Consider the following 17,475-nt stretch of genomic DNA (forward strand, 5'->3'; position numbering starts at 1 on the left):
AAAAAAACGTTCGCATTCTAAAATTGGCCAGAATTCGAACGAGTTTTGTATTTCTCAAGTTTCATGAATAGATTGGGTTTAAGATAGCTATTAAAAGAGAGAAGTATTTGATGATGAAACTGCATGGAAAATGGTGTCGGTTGCTGGCACTAGCTTTGTTGACAACATTTGGAAGTCTGGGCTTAAAGGGACCGTTGACCACGGTTCAGGCCGCGCAGACGCAAGCGGCAGCTAGCTTTACTGTGGCACCACAGTTACCGGCCGACAATGTCAAGCAGGCTGATTATTTTAATTTTAAAGTCACGCCTGGTCAAAAGCGGGTACTGATTTTAGTGGTGACGAATAATTCACAGCACACCAAGACGTTTGATATTACCCCGAGAGTTGCGTCGACTAACACGAACGGCATTTTAGATTATGGGACGAATAACACTAATCCGAAATTACCGGCACAAATTAGTCAGCTCATTTCGCCGGCCAAAACGAAGTCGATCAAAGTTTTAGGCAAACATACGGTTAAGGTTCCTTATAACTTTACCGCCCCCGCCAAAAAGTTTGATGGGGTGATGTTGGGCGGTTTTACGATAGCTGAACATCATGCGACTAAACGCGCCCAATCAACGACTAAGAAGGCCACGGGGGTTGTTGCCAATGTGCAGTACGTCATTGGATTAGAATTTTACAATGAGCTCAAACCGAGCTATACCGCCCCGGCGGTGAAGATTTATCGGGCCGGTTATCGATTGGCGCAAGCGCGGCCAACAGTCACGTTAGGCATGGCTAATCAGACGCCCGGATTAGTTGGTAAAGGGAAGTTATCACTGAATTTGTACAATTCCAAGCAAAAAAAGCTGATGCACTTTACGAAAGACCAACTGACCTTCGCCCCTCAGAGTCAGTTCAAACTGCACTTGGATCTTAAAAACAAGCAATTGGCGGCGGGGCGTTATACACTCAGTGGGAAGTTGACGGCCAAGGGTGGCTATTCCTGGAATATTCACCGGTCGTTTACCGTAACGACTGAACAAGCTAATCATGTGAAAAAGCATGCGGCTAACTTTGAGCCAGGAAAATCATGGCAAGATTATCTCATGTATACCATTACAGGGTTAGCAATTCTTGTGCTGATTTACGAATTTTATAAATGGCTCAAGAAGCGTTTGAACAAGTCTAATCAAGGGTAGGGTTTGAAATCGGGGAGGCAAACTTTTGTCTAGCAAATTAAAAAAATGCCTAAAAGGGTTAAATATACTGCTAGTCGCGATGATTTCGCTAACAATGCCACTTCAAGCGATTAGTTCACCAGTTATCGCGGCGGCGACAAGTTCGACAAGTGCCGAGTCGATTGACACTTGGATGCCGGATAAGTCACTACAACAGTTAGTTCTGCATGCCTTAAATAGTACTTCTGAATCTGTTAATGATCATGGCAGTAGTGGCATCACATCAGTCGATCAAATTACGCAAACCATGTTATTGGATATCAAGTACTTTATCCCGTCGGCGGATGACGCCGCCTTAGTGGCTAAAGTGACAAACTTGACTGGCTTGGAGTATGCGACTAATCTTGAGAACATCGATTTGACTGGTGCCACCATTGAGACGGCACCAGGTGATTGGTCAGTTTTGTCGAAAGTCGGGAGTAAGTTGGGGACGATCGATGCCACGTCGTCAACGATTGACTTGAAGGATTTGGCTAAATTACCACTTGCTTCAGTACAGTATACTTTGAAAAATGGCGATGATATCGGGATGCCTAACATGCTTTCCACTGGTGGTGCTACCAGTGTGACTCAGTTGACGCCTAAAACAAACATCACGTATGACTCTGATCCTTCTGCCATGAAGGCTTACATTCCGCTATCTGACTGGTATAAGGGCTTTGTGACCACGAGTGGTGACCCTGAGTATGAGTACCCTAATATGGTTACGTATACGACGACACTGCCAACTGGTGTGACTTTGGATATGACCAATCACCGATTTGTGGTTGATCTCAACACTTGGGGTGGCAAAGAGTTAAAAATTCCAAGTTTTCAGATTAAGGATTGGACTGGAACTGCGGCATATGCCGACAGTACGCCTCATTATTACAGTAACGGTAATACTTTGGATGCGACCGTGCCAATGCCGGCGGCGCCTACTGATGTGTCACAAACGGCGACAGTTGCTGATCTGACGAATCCTACCGGGACGATTGATACGACTAACTTTGGTTTTGGTAGCGCAACTAGTGCCGATTTAACGATTAAGTCCGGTGATTTGACGGCGGATGATATCACATTCTCACCAGACTTAGCAGAAAATAAAATAAATTTTACGTTGACGGCGAGTGGGGTTAAAAAGTTAATGGCCGGTGACTTGAAGTCAGTTATCACGATTTCAGCTGGTGATAAGATTGTTAATCTAACCTTAACAATAGAGGAAAATCCGGCAACCTGGATGCCGGATGCGACATTGCGAGATGAAATCACGAAGGATTTAGTAGACGCAAAGATTGGTGATGGTACTCTGACTAAGACTAATCTTGCCAAGCTTAAGCAGGCGACCAATATCACTGGTGTTAGTAATTTAACGGGATTAGAGTACGCCACAGATTTGGATTCATTAACGATGACCAATTGTAAGTTAGCTGATTTAAAAACAAGCAATAGTCAAGTGTTGCCTAAAATGACTAATCTACAAAATCTTGAAATTGATGATTCTGATTTAGGGGGGTCCCTGGCAGACTGGGGCTTAAAGGACGTGACCAATCTTAGCAGTCTGACTGCTAAGAACGACAAGTTAACCAATCCAGCAGTGACGGAGTATGCTAACGATGCCAATTTGTCCGTTTTGAAACTTTCAGGGAATGAGTTGCCCGACGACCTTAGTCAATTTCCAGTTGCTAATTGGCCAAAAATGAAAGATCTTGAATTAGATAGTAACCAACTGACGGGGACGATTCCAGCTGATTGGGCTGATTTAACAAATCTGTCTATTTTGAATCTAGGCTCAAACCAGTTAACTGGAACACTGGACAATATTGCGCAGTTGGCTAATCTAACGGAGGTACATTTGGATAAAAATAAAAATGGTTTTTCCGGTAGTATTCCCGCAGCTTGGTTTACATCAAAGTTACTTTATCTTGATGTGAATACAAACCAACTTAGCGGCAAGTTGCCTACTACGATTAGTTCTGCCACCAGTCTAAAAACGTTGAATGTGGAAGCTAATCAATTCACTGGAAATTTGCCTGATTTGAGTGCAGATAAGGCATTAAGCGCACTACGGTACGGGACAAATCATATTACCAGTGGTAGTGCGCTTGCCACTAGTAATGGTAATTATCAGACCTGGTCAATCGACAATCCTGACTGGCAAACATCTAGCGATGGTAAAAAAATGACGCTAGATTTAAGTCAGTATTATGGTGGTGAACAGGGACAAACTGGTTACCAATATTTAGGAATTGATCTGCCAAATAGTGAAAGTGGAGTCACACTAGATAAGTCGGATTCCCAACACCCACTGTTGACGATTGATACGACTAATACGACAGTAACGGATAAGGGTTTTGATGTTAACTTGGTTGATCAGGCGGGACAGCAGGCAGTGTTTACTGATAGCATGAATTACTTAGCAACTATCCATATACCAGTCACACTGGCCATTCCAAAAACGTATGCCATTGAGACGAATGATGTTGATTTCGGTTCTCATGTGTTGGGCTCTGGGCTTGTAAATGCGACTGGCAATGCATTTAAGTTAACAGTACATTCGACTAACGCTGCTGGTGACGCCTACCAGTTAACCGCACAATCGGCTGGCATGACTGCCAATGGACAGACGTTACCATTGTATTATTATAACGGTCAACATAATGTGTTATTAAGTGATGTCGCACAGGCCATTTATAATTATCAGCCGACAACTGCTGATGATACGACCGTGGTCGGTGATAGCAGTGACACAACTAAGGGTAATTTGCGTACGGACATTGGTGCGACACTGCACACTGGACAATATACAGGCCAAGTGACGTATACACTGGCTAGTGCGCCAGCTGATGCGACGCCAGCTAAGAGCAGTGATATGAGTCAAGTCACTGCAGATACGGTCAGCCAATTAAGTCCAACGATTTCCGCAGACAGTTTGTCGGTAACCCAAGCAGCAACCCGCACTAAGTTGGCGACGAATATGACGAATTTTGTTCAGAACCAACTAGCTGATAGTGATGGTGTGTTGTATTTCAGCTATGAAGCGGGACACGCGACGGATGCGAAAGGTACCCGGAAAGAGACTACCGAAACGGGTGGGTTGTGGTTGTTATCGCTAGCGATGTCTGGTGATGAAACGACTTTTAACACGGCTTTTAAGGGAATTACTACTCGATTTTATGACAGTGATACACAGACCTTTAATTGGCAGTCTTTGGGAGATGCGCATACAATCACTAAGGACAGTGCGTCAGTGGATGACCTCCGTATTATTCAGGCGCTAATGATTATGAATCAGAAACATCCTGATAATGACCGGACGGCATGGCTGAACCGCTTAATTGATGGTTTTACGAAGTATGATTTGAACGCCTATTATCAAATGATTGATGGTTACAGTTCAAGTGGTGGTCAAGAGAAGCAGATTCGATTAGATTACTTGGATTTGTCAACCTTGAAGGCGGTCTACGAAGCGAAAGGTTTAGGTGCTGCTGGAGATACGGCCTATAATCAACAGCTGAAATTGATCAAGGATAGTTACATTAGTGACAAGTTGCCACTGTTTGCGACCTACTATAATTATTCAACTGGGGATTACCAGGTCAATGGTGATACGGCTGGGCAGATTAATATTACCGATGGTTTATTGACTATGTTGAATTTGGCCAAAGTTGGTGAGTTACCAACGACCTCATTAAACTGGTTGAAGGCACATACGGCCGATCGTTCGATTTATAATGAATACAATATTACTGATGGGACACCGGTCGACAAAAACGACGCAGCTTCGAATTACGCTTATGTGGCACAAATTGCCGCCGCTACTGGTGATGCGGAACTGTATAATCAGGCTCTAACAGTGATGAAATCAATGACCTCAGACGATGACAACACTGCTAGTCATTTAGACCCTAGTGACCCGCTCTATGGTTCTGCACAATATGAAGGTGAGTCATATGCCTTTAATGATTTGAATATGCTACTGGCATATACGTCAGTGTTCGGATCTAATTGACGTTTCATGAAAATAAGTCAGAAGTTTGCTTTCAAATGATTCTGAGTCATGTTAATATATAATGTGTAGGCGTTACCCCATGGTCGGGGTCGTTCGAAAATCCTGACAATTGCGTTGTGAGGTAATTAGCTCTTGGATTGCAAAATCCAAGGGCTTTTTTTCTGGTTATTGCCAGAAACCATCTCTGAAAATATTAACTTAATAATAATTAGGTGAGTCATTGCTATATCGCGATTCCAGACGCAAATCAGAGGTAATTCTGTCACTAAACTGTATATTGACGGTTGCTCATCTGTCAGTAAATGGTTAAAATTGTTAATGAATTGTGAACCTAGTGAATTGTTGAACGGGTTAAACAATAGTATACTGATAGAGATATGAGTAGCACGATTGACTGTTGGATCATTGGTGGTTTCAACAGTGACAGGTAACTGAAAAAGATAGTGATTAGGGGGATTTGACGCCAATGAAATTACGACAAGTTTTAGGAATCTTGATGCTAGGTTTAGGGATGATCGTCGGCGTGCCCACTGCTCAAGCCACAGACACAACGGCATTAAGCACGATGCCGAAAGGGGTCTCATTGGATGGCATCTTCGGGATACCGAGTCTATCTGGTTTATCTAACAGTGCACAAGTGGTCAATTCCACGAACAGTACTAGTTCGGGGACCCAAGGTGTTCAGATTACGGATAGCACCAAACAAGTTGGGGCAACCTGGTCAACCGATGACAATAAAATTGATTTGAGTAAAAACTTTAAGGCGTCCATGTGGATGTACTTTGGTAATCGTGGCAGTAACGCTGGTGATGGGATGGCGTTTGTCCTTCAGAATTCTGGGGCTTCAGCGATTACGTCTGGTTTATCTAGTACCACTGCCCCAGGTCAAACGTTGGGTGTATGGGGGCTGGATAATGATGCCAGTGCTGATAATTCAACGATTGCTGGTAAGGCCATTCAAAATAGTTGGGCGGTTGAGTTTGATGAGTATGTGAATGCCAATACGGTTGGTGGTCAAAATAGTAGTTTTGATAACATAAAGTTGTTAACTGGTCCTCATCTTGCTTCTACTTATCCGGGTGATTCACGTAGTTATGTCCAACATCAGGCAACAAGTAATGGTAAGTATTACTATACGTTGTCACATAACGGTACCATTCTGACGACATTGTCGGATGGCGGCTGGCACCATCTAACGCTCCAATGGACGGCGCCAACGAGTGGCACCACTGGAACGATGACCTATACGATTAATGATAAAAATGCCAGCACCGGTGTCGCAACTACCGGGAGTAGTCAGTCAGTTTCAGTTGATGTGACTAAACTGGGCTTGACGGCTAGCACAATCGCAACAACGCCTGTTTGGTGGGGCTTTACCGGCTCGACCGGGGAACTGTATGCGAACAATATGGTTGTTTTCGAATCCATCCCGGGTTTGGTTGATGCGGATGCCGCTTTGACGGTAACTGATACGACGCAAGATAAAGCCGTCACTGATGGTAGTACGGTTAATGGTAATGATGGCCTATCATACAAGTATGATTTGAAATATAACGGTGGTAAAGTGAATTGGAAAGCCATCCAGGCCAGTCTTGATCAGAATCAGAATGTGACCTTCTCATCGGGAAAGATTGCTTACGCCGATGGTAGTACGGAGGATTTGAGTGCCTCAGAGGTTAGCAACACAACGACAATTGCGCATACATTAGCTAAAGATCTTGGCACGACTAATAATGCGGCGACCTTAACGTTAACTGGGAAGGCTGCTAATGTTACGGCAACGACGAGTATTGCGTCAGTGACGCAATACTTTAATGGGAACAACTATTTAACAAGTGTTGCCACGCCCGCCTTTACGATTCAGCCATCCAGAAACTTAACATTAAGCATGGACAGTGGTAACGCCACGACTGTTGATCCGAATGGGACGATTAATCTGGCGGGAAAGTTGACCACTACTGGCAGCTTTGCAAATAGTGATATGACGATTCACACGACTTTAGATAACGGGAATACGATTGATAATTTTACGATGAATGGGACTAGTAGCGATGCTAGTGCTAATGGGGCGTTTAATTTGGCTTTACCTGCTAGCAAATTGACGACTGGCAGTAACAAGGTCAGTTTTTATGTGACAGATAGTAATGGCAACAAATCGAATGTCGTTTCAACGACCATTAACTTGACTGGCGAGCTCAGTTTTGGAACGATTGGCCAGGCGATTAGTTTTGGGAGTAACGAAATTTCGGCGAAAGAAGTCTTATTACCAGCAACGTCTGCTTGGACGGTCGACGTCAACGATATGCGCGCTAGTGGTGCAAAATGGTATGTTTACGCGACAGCCAGTGCCTTGGCCTCAGATCAGCATACGTTAGCCGGAGGAATTGTTTATGTCGATGCGAATGGCAATCAAACCAGTATGACGAATAGCGCAACCATGGTTGCCTCCGGTGATAGTGGGAGTAGTGATACGCATCATATCGGTAGTGACTGGACTAATAATCAGGGGATTTTCCTAGACGTTCAACCAAGTACTTATGCCGGAACTTATTCGGGTACGATTGATTGGAGTTTAGCGAATGTACCATCAAATTAAACTAAAAAACGTCCCTATTGGAAGGGACGTCTAAAACTAGAATGTATGTTGCTTGCTGGATGGCGAGTTCACGGTATTTCACCGGGGACTTGCCATCCAGTTTTGTTTTGATGGACTGATGCTTTGGCAACAATCGTTTTAAAGAAACCAGTCACGTAAACGATCCGTAACACTGTCACGGAACTTATTTACCAAGGATGGATTAGCGGTATTGATTTCGTCGTACAGGCTGTCATTCATTTTAGTCAAGATTTTCGTCAACTGGTCTAACTCGGTGTCAGTTAATCCCTTTAGAAATTCTGGGACTTTTGCCGCTTCTTTAGTGGCACTTTTTCGACCAGCATCGGTCAGTCGAATGATTGTTTTGCGACGATCAGTTGTGGATTTTTCTTTTGTCACTAAATGTTTTTTTACGAGCTTATTCACGAATTCTGCGGTGGATTGTGCCGTTAAATCTAACCTTGTCGCTAACTCTTTTTGTGAGAGACCGTCGTTTTGGGACAACGCTAACAGAATTTTACCTTGTCCTTGAAAGAGCGATTGGTGTTCACCTTTAGCTGCGTGAGTTCGGTGAGAGAGTTCATCAACTGTATGTTTGACCATATTAAATTCGATTAGTTTACCGGCTGCGTTTTTTTGTTTAACTAAATTAGGCATCACAATCCCTCCATACTGCCATTATACCTGACAATGTCTTGAAATGGCATCCGCGGTTTTGACTAAATCATTGACAAATTAATCAGGGTACCTTATTATATTTTTAATCAGGGGCCCTGATTAAAAGAAAAGGTAAGAGGGTATTAATATGACAGCGATTAAAGCAGTCGAAGTTAGTCACTTAACTAAAAAATTTGGTCATCAGACAGTGGTCAATGATATCTCGTTTGACGTACAACCGGGAGAAGTTTTTGGATTATTGGGTCCCAATGGTGCAGGCAAAACGACGACCCTACGCATGATGACAACGTTACTTAAGGCAGATACGGGACAAGTCAAAATTTTTGGGCACGATACGATCAAAGAAGGTCGACTCGCACGGTCAATGTTCGGATTGACAGGGCAATATGCTTCTGTTGATGCCGATATTTCTGCGCGGGAGAATTTAATGATTTTCTCACGGCTAAATGGTCTTTCGCGCCAGGCTGCCAAGCAACGTACAGCAGAATTGCTGGCTGAATTTTCATTAGAACACGCTGCAGATGACCCCTTGAAAAACTTTTCTGGTGGAATGCGGCGTCGGCTAGACTTAGCCGTTAGCTTGATTACTCGACCGGCACTCATTTTTTTAGACGAGCCAACAACGGGGCTAGATCCACGAACCCGCACACAGATGTGGGAAACGATTCGACAATTAGTTCGACAAGGGTCAACTGTGCTGTTAACGACACAGTATTTAGATGAAGCGGATGCCTTGGCAGATCGGTTGGCGGTCATTGATCACGGTAAGCTTGTCAAAGTAGGAACGCCGGCCGAATTGAAACAGCAGGTTGGTGGGACGAAATTAGTTTTTACTGTCAGTGAGCGGGCTCAAGTAGCTACCGCTGTGAGAGTATTGGCTCCGCAGGTCACAACTGCTGTACAACAAATAGGACAACAATTACAGATCAGTTTAAATCAACTCTCCCAGTTGGCACCAATTTTAGCAGCCATCAATCAAGCCAAGATTGAGATTAGTCAATTATCTGTTCAAGAACCGTCACTGGATGATGTTTTTATGACTTTGACGGTTGGCAAAAACTAAAAAAGAGGTTTGCAAAATGACAATTCAAACACACAATAGTAATGTCTTGATGAATACCTCAACGATGGCTTATCGCAACTTATTGAAGACCATGCACAATCCAGACCAATTTATGGATGTGATTGTGCAACCGGTCATGTTTATGTTAATGTTCGGCTACTTATTTGGTGGGGCGATTGCAGGTGGCGTACAGGCCTACTTACCAACGATTGTTCCTGGAATTTTGATTCAAACGATGTTGTCTGCAGCTTCTGGTTCTGGCTCACAAATTAGGGAAGATCTTGATTCAGGCGTCTTTGATCGCTTCAAATCATTACCTATGGCGCACATTGCACCGTTGGCGGGGCAGCTTTTTGGAGATGTTTTACGATTGATTATTGCGACGATCACGTCGTTAACGACTGGCTATTTCATGGGTTGGCGGCCAGAGGTTGGTTTTGGCTGGATCGTTGTCATTGGTCTGTTAGCAATTTTAACTGGTTGGGCTTTATCATGGTTATTTGCGTTAGTTGGTTTATTAGCTAAGCATGCGGAAACGGTTCAGAGCTTCTCACTGATGACTATGTTGGTTTTGTCGTTCATGTCAAATGCCTTTGTCCCGCTGAAGTCGTTGACCAAGCCCCTACAAGTGATTGCCCGCTTTAATCCCGTGACTGGAGTTATTACAGCCATTCGCCAAATCCTGGCGACGGGGTCATGGACACAGTCAGCCCTGTTAGTCTTAGTTTTTGATCTTAGCATTGTTGTGGTTTTTGCACCGTTAACCGTCTGGGCCTATGATCGTAATTAACGCATTATCAGCTAAGGATAAAGGAACAGCCACCGTTATTTTGATGGTTGTTCCTTTATAGTTACATTCATTTAAATTGCGGCTAGTTCTTGCGACGATGACCTACTCCTGCCCAAGCTAAGAGACTACCGAGCAGCGCTAAACCTAAGATTGAACTGTTCCGATGTTCGTTGGTCTGTGGCAAGGTTGTCGCCTTTGACGTCGAAACTGGCACTAGTTTTTCAGTCGCTTGTTTTTTGGCTGGTTGAGGTGATGTTAACTGAATCTGATCACCTTGTGGGGTAGTATCAGTTTCTGGGACGCTTGTTGTTGGTTTTGTCGGTGTTTCTGGGTCTGGCTGTCCAGGATTGATCTGGTCGCCATCACTATCTGTCATGATGGTTTCATAAACGTAAACGACTTGGATATCATCGTTTCCAAAAGTCCCAGTGGCATTGGTAGGGGCCTTTTTCAAACGATAAGTTGCCGTATCACCCAGTGCCTGTGTTTGATAAGGACTGCCGACCTCACCGGTAATCGTACTGCTAGGGGCAATTTGAATACCATCTTCATCAACGTGGGTGACGATGACGCGTCCCGTGTTCGTTGGTGTGACCGTCTTACGATAATTAAAGGTGACGGTGGCGTTGCCAGCAGTATATTGACCACTTGCTGCACCTGTTGTTGATTGGTAACTGTAACCTGAAATTTCTGGCACGGTTAACGTGTAGTTAGTGCCAACTTGCCCAGTGAGAACGGTATTAGGCTTGATCAGATTACCGTTTTCGTCTTGGTATTGAGCCGTGACGGTGGCATTAGCCACGTCGTAAACGAAGGTCACCTCAATTGGGTCTTCAGTGTAAGCGCCAGTAGTGTTGCCAACGGTTGAGCTGTAGTTGTAGCCTAAAATTGCTGGGGCTTCGGTTTGATAATCTGTCCCAACGCGACCCGTTGTTTGGGTGTCAGCTTGAATCGTTTTGCCCGTCGTATCTTGGTAATGGGTCGTAACCGTCGAGTTCACTTCGTCATAAATAAACGTTACTTCAATTGGATCTTCGGTATAGGTGCCAGTGGCGTTGCCAGTAGTTGAACTGTACTTATAACCGAGCAAAGTTGGCGCTTCGACTTGATAGGCTTTCCCAACTTGTTCAGTCGTCTGAGTGTCCGGTTGGATGGTGTTCCCAGCTTTATCTTGATAATGCACGGTGACGGTGGAAGTCGTCATATCGTAAATGAATGTGACGGTCTGTGCAGTATCAGAGAAGGTCCCTTGTGCATTTTCAGGCGTTGCTCGCAAATGATAGCCGGTGAAAGTTTTAGTTGGTGCTTGATAACTGTCGCCATCGAGGCCGGATAAAATCGTATCCTCGGCTAGAGGCTGATTATTGGCGTCAACGTACTTAACCGTGACATCTTGAGCATAGTTGACAATGATATATGGGGTAAACACAGTCGCAATTTCATTACCAGCACTGTCCTTAAAAGGAGAAACTAAATAATAAGTATACGGATTCTGGATAACTGAAAACATATCCGGATAGGGACTGACCGTTGGCCCAGGGATAGATTGGTTGTAGAGTACTTGATAATTAATTTGATCACCAGTCAAGCTGTTGGACGCACCGCTATAATAAAGCCGTGCCGTTGGATGGCTTTCGCTAGCTGGAACGTCGAAAATAATTCGGCTGAGGCTGCCAGAAGTTTGTAAGGTAAAACTGACACCCTTAGGCGGCTTGATTGGATTAGTCATCGCATATTTACCGGTGGTTGAGATGCGCACCACATTTTGATAAACGAGTTGACCACTGTAGTAAAAGTAATCGGTATACTGTGCCGCATCCAGTGACGAAAAGTCGGCGATTTGGTTATTTGCCAGATTTAAATTAGTGAGCTTCTTTAAGCCAGCTAAAGGGGTAATATCTGAGACCCGTTGGTTAATTAATTGCAACCAAGTTAAGTTGGTTAAAGCAGCCAATGGCGTAATATCCGTAATATCAGCTTGCCAGTGAACGTTGGACGTATTGAGATCATTGATTAAGTTAAGTTTCGTGAGATTGGTCGCATATTGGAGCCCAGCTAATGAAAATGAACTCTTACCATCAATGTAAGTTGAAAAGCCCGAGTCATCTAAGCTGGTCAGTAATAAGAGATCAGCCTGGGTAATATCGTCAGTGCTTGCCCAAGTTTTGCCAGTGTTAAGCCGATTTAGGTTAGCCAATACGATTTGTTGCAAGGTTTTATTCGGCATCCAATCGTTGATGTTTTCAGTCGCACGAACAGCTGCCCGCGATTGAACTGCGGCTGGACGGATACTGTTAGTTTGTGCTGTCACCGGTGTTTCAGCTGCAGATTGTGGCGCGGTTGTGCTGTTATCGGGATTGGCTGTGGCCGATGTTGTCGTATCCTGGGATGTTTCCGGCGTGGTGACAGCTGGTTTTTCAGCGGTTGTCGTAGCTGCTGCCGATTGGTCAGGTTCGCTGGTTGCGGTGCTATCGGTATTGGACTGGGATGCTTGGTTAGTAGGCGTCTCAGATGTTGCCAGACTTGAGCTAGCTTGTGAGCTGCTAGCTGCAGACTCAGTTGTGGTGGATTCAGCCGAAGGATTCGAATCTGTGTCAGCGCTTACTTTATCCTCATGACGAAGTGTGACCGTCTTTTCAGTCGATGTGGCCGTCACCGTGCTGGTTTGTGGCTCGTTAGTGCTAACTGAATCAGTAGTATCGGCGTGAGCAACTTGGTCCTGAAAAGCCCCAAATGCCATGATCGAAGTTGTAATTCCGGCGATAAGCCACATTTTGCCTTTTTTATACATATGAAAATGTTCCTTTTGCGTATACATCAATATCCCCCCATGGATTAATAACTGGTGATTGTGAGTTAAACTGTCAGTTATTTTTTTACAATCATCTTTTAACTAGCTTTAAAGTAAATGAGAACGACTTTAAACCTACTTAAAAGATGACGTACATAATAATTATCTATTCGACTATTATCATAACATAATTAATTAACGTGTTCATCTATTGATGACGTGGATTTTTGTTCGAGGTACCAATAACAGTCACTCGCACGCTTAGGCTTGCTTTTTGGGAGCAGATTCGTTGGGAAAAGTGGCATTTTATCTGGTTGAAAACTAATGACCTGTAGGCAGTATGACTAAATGAAAACATTCTTAGACTTGACACTTGAATAAGGTAACTACTGCTTTTATAATTATATTGTTATGAAAATATATATTGAATAATATGTAAGCCGTTTATCAATTGACGACCAATCTTGTAGACCATTATTTTGATAAAAAGTCGCTATTTTAGGCCTTAAAAGGTTAATCGTGTTATTCATGTAGTTATGAAATTAACTGTAAGGATATTTCATAATGTTCAATATGGCACCTATATTGACGAACTTTACTGATTAAAAAATAACTATATTTTCCTATTTGGTAAAGAAGAATTAGTTAATTGTTATGAATGTGAATGAAAACTATAAAGGGGATTTAGGCTTTGCAACCAAAAAGGGTTAATCAAGAAATTAAAAAGAATTTTATTTTATACAAAGGGCATACGGGCTGGAAAGTTAAGACCAGAATTTTTGGCAGTTTATTAGTGACTTTTTCAACCTTGGCGATGTTAGGAACAGTCAATGAAGTGACTGTTCAAGCCGCAACGACGGCAACTAATGTGAACTCTGCGGCACCGGCAGCGACTCAGCCAGCTAGCACGCCAGCACCAGCATCAAGCGCGACCCAACCGACGACGGCTAATGATGCTACTCAGTCACAAGTGAACCAGCCATCAACGACAACCAGTGATCGTAATTCAGGAAGCGACAATGTCACAACGACGACTACCCCAGCTGATACAACAACTGTTGCGGCTAAACCGGCGGCTGTTCCTGAAGCCGAGCCTGTTAGTACTGATACTAATCAGACCACAACCTACCCAGTGCTCTCGCCAAATAACAGCGTCAATGTCGGAGCCGATACGACGCAAGTGTCGTTAACCGCGGATTAAATCGCTGGACATTTCACGGCAACGGTGGAAAACCGGGGCGGAAATGATAAAGATACTGATCCAACTGACAATACGCATACAGTGAAAATTGGTACTGATGGTACAGTTAACTTAACCACCATTGATGAACATCAGTATTACATTTCAGCTGGTCAGTCGACGACGGTAACCGGTCATCAAGTGGCCCACGTTTCCTTTGAACATGAAATTGATTTTAGTCATAATTTCTCCATGTCTGGTGCCTTAGGAATTGGGAGTAAGTCCTCTGGCGGTGCGGATAGTGTTGGCTTTGTTTTTGCTCCTGGTGATCCAGCTAAAGCCACGCAAGGTGGTTCCGGTGGTGAATTGGGACTTGGCGGCTTGGCGAATGCGTTTGGCTTCGTTTTTGATGAGTATTACAACAGGGATAAAAATGATCCATCGAGTTCCCCATATATTGGCTGGCGGGCCACAGATGCTAACGGCAAGCTGCAGTCTGCACCAAGTAAGGATTGGAGATTGGCTAGTCAAGCTGGTCTGAACGATCGAAGCGTCGAGACACTCAATGCTTTTAGTATGAACTATGATGCAAGCACGCAAATGCTAACTGTGGTTCTAGGAAAAAACGGGGTTGCATTAACTCGTAAAATTATTGATGTTAGCTCCGGGTATTCACTTTCTGTCTCAGCTTCAACCGGTGGCAGTTGGAACGACTATTCCGCTCGGATTGATCAATTTAGTTACACCCCAAAGACGATTCCGTTGACCATTAATTTAGTTGATACCGCTGATTCTGGGGCATTGTTGGATAAAACCAACGCGAATGTGGTTGCCAACATTGGTGATACCGTGTCAGTCTTTTCAACACAGGCTGCAGCTGATCGAGCCGTTGCATTAGGCGAAGTCAAGCCTAATTTGGTTTCAGTCTTGCCGACAGATTCAGCTGGCAATGTCTATGTAATTGATAGTAGTGCGACTATCGCGAATAATAAGGGTACCGCGGTTCATTATATTGGTGGCACGCAGAACAAAGCGTTAGCTGACGCGACTTATTATACTTATACAGTTGCAGATGGTGACGGACAAAACATGACGGTGCCGGTAAGATTAGCCTTTACAGCGGTCGTGACACCGGTAGATTCGCAGACACAACAACCAATTCCTGGGTTGAAGCCTGTGACGGTGGTAACGGTTGCCGGTGAGCCAGCCTTGGTTCAAATTCCTGGCTATACACCAACCCAAGTTGTTTTGGATGCCCCAGCTGATGGTCAAAAAGTCGTGCAAGATAACTTATTGATTAATCAAGGCACAGCTAATCCGGATGGCACGACCCCAACGACGAAGACTTCCGATGCGATTGCCCATTACTATACGGCAACTGGGACAACGGTTGATGGTCAAACAGTTACAACGACTGGAACGGTAGGGACTGGTCAAGCTGTTGCCAACAATTTAAATGGCCAGCCATTCAAAGATGCCACTGGTAACCCAATTGCGAGTGGTGGTCAAACCGCAATTGGTCAAAATGATTACTATTGGTCCGAAGTTGGCAATGCCACTGCAACCGATTCAACTGATACGAGTCACCCACAAACAGCTGGAAGCGTCTTGGTGCCAACCGTCGCAACGTTAAAATATTGGGATCAACAAGCGATTGCCAACCAGACTGATGCTGATAACTACAAGGCTGAGGCGCAAGACACGTTTAATCAGTTTGTTGCCTTAAAAGGTTTGACGGAAGCTCAAACAAAAACGGCCCAGGCATCATTGGACGCGCTTAAAGACTTGTATGATAATGTCTCTAACAGCAATGGTGTGGCAAAAGCAAATTTTGAAAAGGCGATGCAAGAAACCAATCCTGCTACAATTTATCAGGATGGTCAAACCGGCTACGACTCATTGATGAAAGCCATCAATTTTCTGGCTAACTTTAAAGCGGATGTCGAAAAATTGGATACCAAGAACACGGATGCTAAGGCAAGTTTGGTGACACTTGCACGGATGGATCGCGTATATGGGGACCCAATTGGCGTCCCAGATGCCGAATTTGGGGCTGGCTTTGGCACTTTAACACCTGAACAACAAGCGGACTTTAACAAAGTCAATTATTTTGAGTTTGTTAATCAAGCCGATATGAGTGGCGGAGCGGTTGTACCCAAAAATGTGGGGAGCTATATGGTTAACGTGACTGATGCTGGTCGGGCTTATTTGCGGTCGCTGAATCCAGATAATCCTAACTTGGGTTTGTTTGTCTCAACTTTCTTAACCATTTCTCCCAAGCCGGTCAATGCAACCATCAATACAGACAGTGAGACTGATAAAGCAGTCAAGGTCACTTATGGCGATACGCCGGAAGTGACTGGTGATCTAGATGGGATGATTGATTCAGATAAAACGGATAACCCAATTAGCCCTTCAGATTTTGAAGTGATTGACACGGCAACTGGGAAACCGGTCTCAGCTAGTGACTTACAAGTGACTGGTCGATATATGGTTCAATATACGGCTGCGGCCCAAGCTAAATTCAAGAAAAACGCTAATTATGATTTCAAGTCGTTTGGTAACGCTCCGTTAATCGTGACGCGCAAAGCGATTACGGTGACGGCTCAAGATACTGGGAAAGCATACGGTGATCCAACTGACCCAATATTGACACTAACTAGTGAATCAAGTGCTGGATTAGTCGATGGTGATCAACTTGCTAATTTGGGCGTGAAATTAAGTCGTAAAACCGGAGAGAATGCTGACAGCTATGACATTAATCAAGATCCTAGCTCAACTTTGAATCCTAATTACAAAGTGACTGTCACACCGGGAACGTTTACAATTGTAAAGTTACCAGTCACAGTGACAGTTGCCAGTGATGAAATTCATTATGGCGACAAAACCCCATCGTTTAAGCTGACTGACGATGCCAAAGCTGTATTAGTCAATGGGGATGACTTAACAAAATTAGGCGCCATTACTTATACTTGTAACCGTGCCAAATCAATTGGCAGTTATACGATTAGCGGCAGTGCGACCGATTTGAATTCGAACTACACCGTTACAGTTAAAGATGGCACACTAAAAGTTACGCCACGCCCAGTAACGATTGAAGCGAATACGTTGTCTAAGTATTATGGTGATTCTGATCCAAGGTTCACGTATAAAGTCGTAAGTA

Annotated in this window: 9 protein-coding genes; 7 read left to right on the forward strand and 2 right to left on the reverse strand. The window is 44.1% G+C overall.

Translation table 11 applies throughout. The features are described 5' to 3' along the window. The first annotated feature begins 158 nt into the window (after positions 1 to 158). From FFM74_RS12035 to FFM74_RS12045, 3 genes are all read left to right on the forward strand, one after another. Entirely contained in the window at positions 159 to 1,184 is a 1,026-nt protein-coding gene (locus tag FFM74_RS12035; protein WP_171000738.1) for a DUF916 domain-containing protein, read from the forward strand. Positions 1,185 to 1,263: 79 nt separating this feature from the next. Continuing rightward, positions 1,264 to 5,214 carry a leucine-rich repeat domain-containing protein gene (locus FFM74_RS12040; protein WP_137626880.1) on the forward strand — a complete coding sequence of 1,317 codons (3,951 nt, stop codon included), beginning with the start codon at positions 1,264 to 1,266 and terminating at the stop codon, positions 5,212 to 5,214. Between the two features lie 466 nt (positions 5,215 to 5,680). After that, positions 5,681 to 7,810: a lectin-like domain-containing protein gene (locus tag FFM74_RS12045; protein WP_137626881.1), complete on the forward strand. Its 2,130-nt coding sequence runs from the start codon at positions 5,681 to 5,683 to the stop codon at positions 7,808 to 7,810. 138 nt (positions 7,811 to 7,948) lie between these two features. Here FFM74_RS12045 and FFM74_RS12050 read toward each other — a convergent pair whose 3' ends face one another. Next, positions 7,949 to 8,467 (reverse strand): MarR family winged helix-turn-helix transcriptional regulator, encoded by a 519-nt coding sequence (locus FFM74_RS12050; RefSeq protein WP_137626882.1) that lies wholly within the window; start codon positions 8,465 to 8,467, stop codon positions 7,949 to 7,951. 148 nt (positions 8,468 to 8,615) lie between these two features. Here FFM74_RS12050 and FFM74_RS12055 point away from each other — a divergent pair, with 148 nt between their 5' ends. Further along, positions 8,616 to 9,551: an ATP-binding cassette domain-containing protein gene (locus FFM74_RS12055; protein ID WP_137626883.1), complete on the forward strand. Its 936-nt coding sequence runs from the start codon at positions 8,616 to 8,618 to the stop codon at positions 9,549 to 9,551. A gap of 16 nt (positions 9,552 to 9,567) precedes the next feature. Continuing rightward, positions 9,568 to 10,341: an ABC transporter permease gene (locus FFM74_RS12060; RefSeq protein ID WP_137626884.1), complete on the forward strand. Its 774-nt coding sequence runs from the start codon at positions 9,568 to 9,570 to the stop codon at positions 10,339 to 10,341. Positions 10,342 to 10,423: 82 nt separating this feature from the next. Here the strand turns inward: FFM74_RS12060 and FFM74_RS12065 are convergent, their stop codons facing one another. Next, the gene (locus tag FFM74_RS12065) at positions 10,424 to 13,159 is read right to left on the reverse strand and encodes a MucBP domain-containing protein (RefSeq protein WP_137626885.1); all 2,736 of its coding nucleotides are present in this window, start codon (positions 13,157 to 13,159) and stop codon (positions 10,424 to 10,426) included. A gap of 664 nt (positions 13,160 to 13,823) precedes the next feature. On the opposite strand from FFM74_RS12065, the gene FFM74_RS12070 reads away from it, so the two are divergent. Continuing rightward, a complete protein-coding gene (locus FFM74_RS12070; RefSeq protein WP_137626886.1) occupies positions 13,824 to 14,333 on the forward strand; it encodes a hypothetical protein in 510 nt (169 codons plus the stop codon). Between the two features lie 24 nt (positions 14,334 to 14,357). Further along, a partial coding sequence (locus tag FFM74_RS12075; protein WP_137626887.1) for a lectin-like domain-containing protein occupies positions 14,358 to 17,475 on the forward strand: 3,118 nt, incomplete at its 3' end.

The organism is Lactiplantibacillus pingfangensis, from assembly GCF_005404945.1.
In the GTDB taxonomy this organism is placed as follows: Bacteria; Bacillota; Bacilli; order Lactobacillales; family Lactobacillaceae; genus Lactiplantibacillus; species Lactiplantibacillus pingfangensis.